Source organism: Acidimicrobiales bacterium, assembly GCA_035316325.1.
In the GTDB taxonomy this organism is placed as follows: domain Bacteria; phylum Actinomycetota; class Acidimicrobiia; order Acidimicrobiales; family VFJN01; genus DASXTK01.
Map to the genome: position 1 here is coordinate 1 of DATHJB010000081.1, position 6,945 is coordinate 6,945.

7 protein-coding genes are annotated in these 6,945 nt (G+C 72.2%); 4 read left to right on the forward strand and 3 right to left on the reverse strand.

What is annotated here, in order from left to right; genetic code table 11:
- Window positions 1–778: maleylpyruvate isomerase family mycothiol-dependent enzyme (locus tag VK611_11900; GenBank protein ID HMG42028.1), on the forward strand; the 778-nt coding region annotated here is incomplete at its 5' end.
- A gap of 1 nt (window position 779) precedes the next feature.
- On the opposite strand, the gene VK611_11905 is transcribed toward VK611_11900, so the two are convergent.
- Together VK611_11905 and VK611_11910 are read right to left on the reverse strand one after the other, a co-directional pair.
- Window positions 780–1,595 (reverse strand): transglutaminase family protein, encoded by an 816-nt coding sequence (locus VK611_11905; protein HMG42029.1) that lies wholly within the window; start codon window positions 1,593–1,595, stop codon window positions 780–782.
- The gene (locus VK611_11910; protein HMG42030.1) at window positions 1,592–2,425 is read right to left on the reverse strand and encodes a transglutaminase family protein; all 834 of its coding nucleotides are present in this window, start codon (window positions 2,423–2,425) and stop codon (window positions 1,592–1,594) included. Before VK611_11910 ends, VK611_11905 begins: the two co-directional genes overlap by 4 nt.
- Window positions 2,426–2,537: 112 nt before the next feature.
- On the opposite strand from VK611_11910, the gene VK611_11915 reads away from it, so the two are divergent.
- The 3 genes from VK611_11915 to VK611_11925 are packed head-to-tail and all read left to right on the forward strand — an operon-like array spanning window position 2,538 to window position 5,892.
- Window positions 2,538–4,133 carry a circularly permuted type 2 ATP-grasp protein gene (locus VK611_11915; protein ID HMG42031.1) on the forward strand — a complete coding sequence of 532 codons (1,596 nt, stop codon included), beginning with the start codon at window positions 2,538–2,540 and terminating at the stop codon, window positions 4,131–4,133.
- The gene (locus VK611_11920; GenBank protein ID HMG42032.1) at window positions 4,127–5,056 is read left to right on the forward strand and encodes an alpha-E domain-containing protein; all 930 of its coding nucleotides are present in this window, start codon (window positions 4,127–4,129) and stop codon (window positions 5,054–5,056) included. The genes VK611_11915 and VK611_11920 overlap by 7 nt, the downstream gene beginning before the upstream one ends.
- Entirely contained in the window at window positions 5,053–5,892 is an 840-nt protein-coding gene (locus tag VK611_11925) for a transglutaminase family protein (protein ID HMG42033.1), read from the forward strand. Before VK611_11920 ends, VK611_11925 begins: the two co-directional genes overlap by 4 nt.
- A 116-nt stretch (window positions 5,893–6,008) precedes the next feature.
- Here VK611_11925 and VK611_11930 read toward each other — a convergent pair.
- The coding region (locus tag VK611_11930) for a hypothetical protein (GenBank protein HMG42034.1) at window positions 6,009–6,945 on the reverse strand (937 nt) is incomplete at its 5' end.

Below are 6,945 nucleotides of genomic sequence, written 5' to 3' on the forward strand. Positions count from 1 at the left end.
CTCTTCTGCTCGACGTGCCATCTCGGTCCTCCGCTCGTCCCACGACCGGCTGCAGAGCCTCGTGGTCCCGTTGGAGCCCGACGAGCTCGAGCGGGGGTCGTTCGCCAGCGAGTGGACGATCGCGGACGTCCTGTCGCACCTCGGCAGCCAGGCGGAGCTGCTCGACCCGTTCCTGGTCGCGGCGCGTGAGGGGAAGCCCGAGCCCGACCGGGCCGGCTTCCCCGAGGTGTGGGACCGCTGGAACGCCCTGTCACCCACCGAGCAGCGGGAGCAGAGCGCAGCCGCGGTGGAGCGCCACGTCGCCCACCTCGAGTCGCTGAGCGACGACGACCTCTCGGACCTGGAGATCTCGCTGTTCGACGGCGCCTTCGTCGTCGACGTGGCCGGGTACGTCCAGCAGCTCCGTCTGACCGAGCACGCCATCCACACGTGGGACGTCGAGGTCGCGCTCGACCCCTCCGCCGTCGTGCCGCCCGCCGCGGTCGACCTGCTCGTTCCCCAGGTGCCGCTCATCGTCGGTCGTGCCGGGCGCGGCTCGGACCGCCCGTTCCAGGCCCGTGTCGACGTGACCGACCGCGACGAGTGTTGGGACCTGACCGTCGGCGAGGCCGCGGCGATCGCACCGTGCGTCGACGGCCAGCAGGCCGAGAGCACGATCGGGACCTCCGGCGAGGCCCTCCTCCGACTGGTCTTCGGCCGGAACCGTCCCGAGGACGACGTCCGGATCACCGGGCCCCTGGAGCGGGACGACCTGCTCGCGGCCTTCCCCGGTCCCTGAGCTAAGCGGCCTGACCCAGGCGCTTGCGGACGGACAGGTGGCTGGTGGGGGTGGTGGCGACGAAGGTGCCGGACAGTGGCGCCACGTCGGCGTAGTCGCGGCCGACGGCGATCGTCACGTACCCGTCGCCCGCGGGCTGATCGTGGGTCGGGTCCCAGGCCTCCACGACCCACTCTCCCGGGCGGGCCGGGAGGGGGAGCAGCGTCTCGACCCAGGCATGGCTGCCACCCTCACCCACGAGGTGCCCGGAGACGTAGCGGGCGGCGATCCCGGCGTCTCGGCACGCGGCGATCATGACGTGGGCGAAGTCCTGGCAGACGCCTCGACCGCCGTGGATGGCCGCCGCGGCGCTGGTCCCGACGTCCGTGATCCCCCACTCGTAGGTGAGCGAGCGACGCACCCGGGCGCAGATGTCGGCCGGTCCCGCGCCGGGGCCGACGAGGTTGCGGATGCGAGCGTCAGCCCTGGTCAGCGGGGTGGGCCGGAGGAAGCGGGGGTCGACCGCGATCGTGTGCGGCTCGTGCGAGGCCACCCGTTCGACCTCCACCTCGACGGCGAACCGGATCCAGCGTTCGACGCGTGGGGCTCCGACGTCGATCACGACGTTGCCGAACCGGTCCGTGCGCGTGCGGCGCACGATGCCGTCCACGCCGGTGACGGTGAGCGACCAGTCGATGCGGCGCTGCGCTCCGTGGACGGGTGGCGGGACGACGATCAGACGTTGGCGCAGCCGCTCGACCGGTGCCGCGAACTCGTAGCGGATGTCCTGGTCGAGCACGAGCGAACGGCTGGTGGTCGTCTCGGCGAGCAGGGTCACGTCACGGCCTCGTCGGCCTCGTCGGCCTGGTCGGCCTGGTCGGCGTGCACGGCCATCGTCTCGAGCCGGGCGTCGCCGAACGCGGTGATCATGGCGACGTCGAGCGCGTCACGTCCTCGGCCGATGAGCACACGGCCCACCCGGGGGACGTTGTTGCGGGGGTCGAAGGTCCACCAGCGGTCGTCCAGGAGCACCTCCATCCAGGCGCAGAAGTCCATGGGGTCGTCGGGAGGCGGCACCCCGATGTCGGGTAGGTAGCCGAAGGCGTAGCGGGCCGGGATGCTGAACGCCCGGCAGAACGTGACCGCCAGGTGGGCGAAGTCACGGCAGACGCCGGCCCGTTCCTCGTACACGTTGACCGCGGTCGTGAGCCGTGTGCTGCTGGCGGGGTCGTAGCGGATCGCATCGTGCACCCAGTCGCAGATCGCCTGGACCCGGTTCCACCCCGGGCTCGTCGACCCGAAGAGCGCCCAGGCCGCGTCGGCCAGCTCGTCGGACGGGCAGTACCGGCTCGGCAGCGTGAAGACGAGCGCATCGGCGGGTAGCTCGTCGGCGGCGACCTCCTGGGCACCCGCCCGGACCGGATCGGGCGAGTCGTCGACCTCCACCAGTGCGTCGTAGCTGAGCGAGGAGCGCCCGTCCGGGATCGTCAGCCGGCGGCAGAGATTGCCGTAGAGGTCGACGTAGGTGGTGCCGGTGGTCGGCGGGTCGTTGTCCCAGGCATCGTCGACGACAGCGCCGACCGCGTCGCGCCGGGGCTCGACCTGCAGAATCGCGTGAACCGGCGCGGTCGCGGCATGCACGAAGGAGCAACCGACCCGTACCAGCACAGGCTCACCCTCCTGTAGCGAGGTATCCGCGGTTGGGCGCGGGTATGAATGCAGCGTGAAGAGCAAGAGCCCCGAAATCAAGGGGAAACATCGCTCGGCTACAGACGGGGCGATGGCTCTGTTCGACTTCGACTCCTACGAGCCGAGCGGTCGAGCCTGGGACGAGATGTTCGAGGAGCGGGGCGTGACCCGCCCGCACTACGGCGTCGTGCACGCCGCCCTCGGAGCGCTCACCGCGGAGGACTTCCGCGAGCGCTGCATCGCTCGGGATCGCAGCTTCCGGGACCAGGGGATCACGTTCTCGCTGTCCGGTGAGGAGCGGCCGTTCCCGCTCGACCTGCTCCCCCGGATCATCTCGGCGGCGGAGTGGAAGGTCATCGAGTCGGGCGTGGCGCAGCGTGTGATGGCCCTCGAGGCGTTCCTCGACGACCTCTACGGCGCCGCGCGGGTGCTGGCGGACGGGGTCGTCCCCCGGTCGCTGCTGCTCTCCTCGACCCAGCTGCGACGGGAGGTCGCCGGGTTCCGGCCCGCGAACGGCGTCCGGATCCACGTCGCGGGGATCGACCTCGTGCGCGACGTCCAGGGCCGCTACCGCGTGCTCGAGGACAACCTCCGCACGCCGTCGGGGATCTCCTACGTCATCGAGAACCGCCGCGCGATGACCCACGTGTTCCCCGAGCTGTTCGCCATGCAGCGCGTGAGGCCCGTGGCCGACTATCCGGCGCACCTGCTCGAGGCGTTGCGGGCGGCCGCGCCGGGTGGTCGAGCGGATCCCACGGTGGTCGTGCTGACGCCGGGCGTCCACAACGCCGCGTACTTCGAGCACGCCTTCCTGGCGAGGCAGATGGGCATCGCCCTCGTCGAGGGCCGCGACCTCGTGTGCCGCGACGGCGTGGTCTTCATGCGCAGCACGTCCGGCCGGCAGCGCGTGGACGTCGTCTACCGGCGGATCGACGACGAGTTCCTCGACCCGCTCCAGTTCCGCCCGGACTCCGTGCTGGGCTGCGCCGGGATCGTGAACGCGGCCCGTCTGGGGAACGTCACGATCGCCAACGCGGTCGGCAACGGCGTCGCCGACGACAAGGCGCTGTACCGCTACGTCCCGGACCTGATCCGGTACTACCTGGCCGAGGAGCCGATCCTCGCCAACGTCGACACCTTCGACATGCGCGACCCCGACCAGCGGGCCGACGTCCTGGACCGGCTCGACGAGCTGGTGATCAAACCGGTCGACGGATCCGGCGGCTACGGCATCGTGGTCGGCCCTGCGGCGTCCGACGAGCAGATCGAACGGACGCGGCGCCAGCTGCTCGAGAACCCACGCGGGTGGATCGCCCAGGAGGTCGTGCAGCTCTCCACCTCGCCGACGCACACGGGCGGCGGGTTCGCCCCTCGTCACGTGGACCTCCGGCCCTTCGCGGTCAACGACGGGAACCGTCTCTGGGTGGCACCGGGCGGCCTCACGGGGGTCGCGCTACCGGAGGGGAGCCTCGTGGTGAACTCGAGCCAGGGCGGCGGTTCGAAGGACACGTGGGTGCTGACGCCGTCGGGTGCGGCACTCGAGCGGCTCGTGGCCGCCGGAGCGCGTCAGCCCGGGTCCGTGTGGTCCCGGCCGCCGGCCGAGGCCCCTGCCGGTTCCGACGGGGCGCAGCCCGCACAGCACCAGCAGCAACAACAGCAGCAACAGTCGAGGGCCGCACCGTGTTGAGCCGCATCGCCGAGTCCCTCTACTGGGTCGGGCGCTACACGGAGCGCGCCGAGGACACGGCGCGGATCCTGGACGTGCACTACCACCTGCTGCTCGAGGACCGGTGGGTCGACGAGGCCGCGGCGTGCGCCGCGCTGCTCGAGGTCATGGGCGTCGGCGCCGAGCGAGCCGTCGCTGCGGATCCCGCGGCCGTCACCCGCATCCTCGCGTTCGACGGCGACTACGCCGGCTCCATCGTGGGCTCGATGTCCGCGGCCTGGCGCAACGCCCGGGGCGCCCGCGATGCGATCTCGTCGGAGATGTGGGAGTGCCTGAACCGCACCCACGAGGCCCTCCGCACGGGGGTTGCCGTGCCCCACGAGCAGGGCGCCTACGCCTTCTTCCGGTGGGTCAAGGAGCGGGCCGCGATGTTCGCCGGCCTGGCCGAGTCGACGATGAGCCGCGACGAGGGATGGCGGTTCCTGCGACTCGGGCGGAGCCTGGAGCGCGTCGACATGACCGCCCGCCTGCTGTCCGCCCGGTTCGGTGAGAGCTGGGGCGAAGCGGGCTGGGTGACGACCCTGCGCTCCTGCAGCGCCTACGAGGCCTACCTGCGCACGTACCAACGCGCCGTCGACGTCTCCCTGGCGGCGGAGTTCCTCGTCCTCGACCGGCTGTTCCCGCGCTCGGTCTTCTCCGCCTTGCGGGCCGCCGAGGAGTGCCTCGCCGACCTGGACCCGTCCTTCGGGCGCGCCGGCCTGCAGGATCCGGCCCGGCGCAGCCTGGGCCAGGCCCGGACCGAGCTCGAGTTCTGTTCGGTGGACGAGCTCACCCGCGATCTCCCCGGGCACCTCTACCGCCTGCAGCAGCACTGCTTCGACGCCGGCACCGCGATCGCCGAGCGCTACTTCGGCGAGAACGCCCCGCTGGAGTGGAGCGCATGAGCTGGCGACTGGGCATCCGGCACACGAGCGCCTACAGCTACGCCCACGACGTGGTGACGTCGTACAACGAGGTGCGCGTCACGCCGCTGACCACCGGTGGTCAGGTCACGGTCGAGGCCCGGATCGAGGTCACGCCGTCCGCTCGCCCGGTCAGCTACTGGGACTACTGGGGGACGCTCGTCCACGCCTTCGACATCCACGTCCCCCATCGCGAGCTCGTCGTGGTCGGATCCTCCATCGTCGAGACCGCCGCCGCCCACCCGACCGACCGGCCGACGATCAGCTGGGCCGAGCTCGACGATGCCGCGGTCGGGGAGGCGTACTTCGAGTACCTCGCGTCGACGGCGGTCGACCAGGGGCTCGACGCGATCGGCACGACCCTCCGGAAGGAGGCGTCCACACCGCACGAGGCGCTCGAGCTCGTCGGCGACTGGGTGCGGGCGGCGCTCGTCTACGAACGGGGCGCCACGAGCGTCTCGACCTCGGCGGCGGAGGCGTGGCGGAGCGGCCGGGGCGTGTGCCAGGACTTCGTCCACCTGGCGAGCGCGCTGTTGCGCAGCATGGGCATCCCGGCCCGGTACGCGTCCGGGTACTTCCACCCCCAGGCCGATGCCCCGATCGGCGAGACGGTGCACGGCGAGAGCCACGCCTGGTGTGAGGCGTGGACCGGCGCATGGTGGCCGTTCGATCCCACGAACGCCGTCGCCGTCGGCGAGCGCCACGTGCTCGTCGCCCGCGGGCGCGACTACGGCGACGTCCCCCCACTGAAGGGCATCTTCAGCGGGGCGCCGTCGACGACACCGGCCGTCTCGGTCGAGCTCACCCGCCACGCCTGAGCCGCGTCGTCAGCTGGCTGTCGGCGATGCGGAGGCGCCGGGCCTGGCCCGTCGACCGCTTCCAGCAGTGGGCGACGGCCCTGATGTCGCAGCAGCTCGCCGGCTGACTCCCGGGGTCAGGCAGGGGCCTCGATGCGGGGGCGGAGGCGGTCCAGCAGGGCGGTGGTGTCGACGCCCTGTGCGACCTGGGTCTGGTCGGTGAAGACGATGAGCTCGGGGCAGGAGTCGGCGGGGGTGGCCGTGCCGGGGATCGTGAACGTCTCGACGAAGGCGCCGGTCTTCGCCTCGTAGACCGCGAAGACGTAGGTGGCGGGCACGACGTCGAGCCGGGCGAAGTCCTGGGTGTCGGTCTCGGGGTACTCGCACGCGCCGACCGGGGCGGCCGCGGCGTCGGTGGCCACCTGGTAGCAGAGCAGGAGCTGCGCTCCCGTGTAGATGCCGTCGCTGTCGGGATCCGTCGCCGAGAGCCACGGCCCCAGGCTGCCGCCCAGGCCGTTGTCCTGGATCCGGTACGTGTCGGGGCCGTCGCCCGGCAGGAGGACCCGCTCCAGCCCCAGCGGGTGCGGCCCGGGCCCGGCGTAGACCGGGGCGGCCGGGTCGTAGGGGTAGGTGCCGTTGCACGCGGGTGAACGCGACGACGGGTCGAACACCGGGTCGGCCGGCGGCGGGGTCGGCCCTCCGACGCCGACGTTGTCGCGCGGCGTGCGCTCCAGGCTCAGATCGACCGACTCGTCGGCACTGACGGCGACGTTGCCGACGACCAGGTTGTGCAGCCAGACGGTCCCGCCGGCGCCGACCTCGGCCGGCAGGCGGTCGCCGTCGGGCTCGACGCCCACCAGCCCGACGACGTTGTCCTCGACCGACGTCAGCTCCAGGGTGGCGATGCCGAGCCCGCTCATCCCCTGCTCGAGCACCACCTGGAACGGCAGCGACTCGGCGTCGACCTGGCAGAACGGGCTGGTGGTGTCGCAGCGCTGCACGCCGGCGGGGTCGGCATCGCCCCCGGTCGTCGTGGTCGACCCGTCCGGGTCGGGGCGCTCCGCGTCGCTCCCG

Bases quoted from the DNA above. Each gene is read 5' to 3' on its own strand.
- VK611_11915 (HMG42031.1), top strand. From the start codon at position 2,538: ATGGCTCTGTTCGACTTCGACTCCTACGAGCCGAGCGGTCGAGCCTGG.
- VK611_11925 (HMG42033.1), top strand. From the start codon at position 5,053: ATGAGCTGGCGACTGGGCATCCGGCACACGAGCGCCTACAGCTACGCC.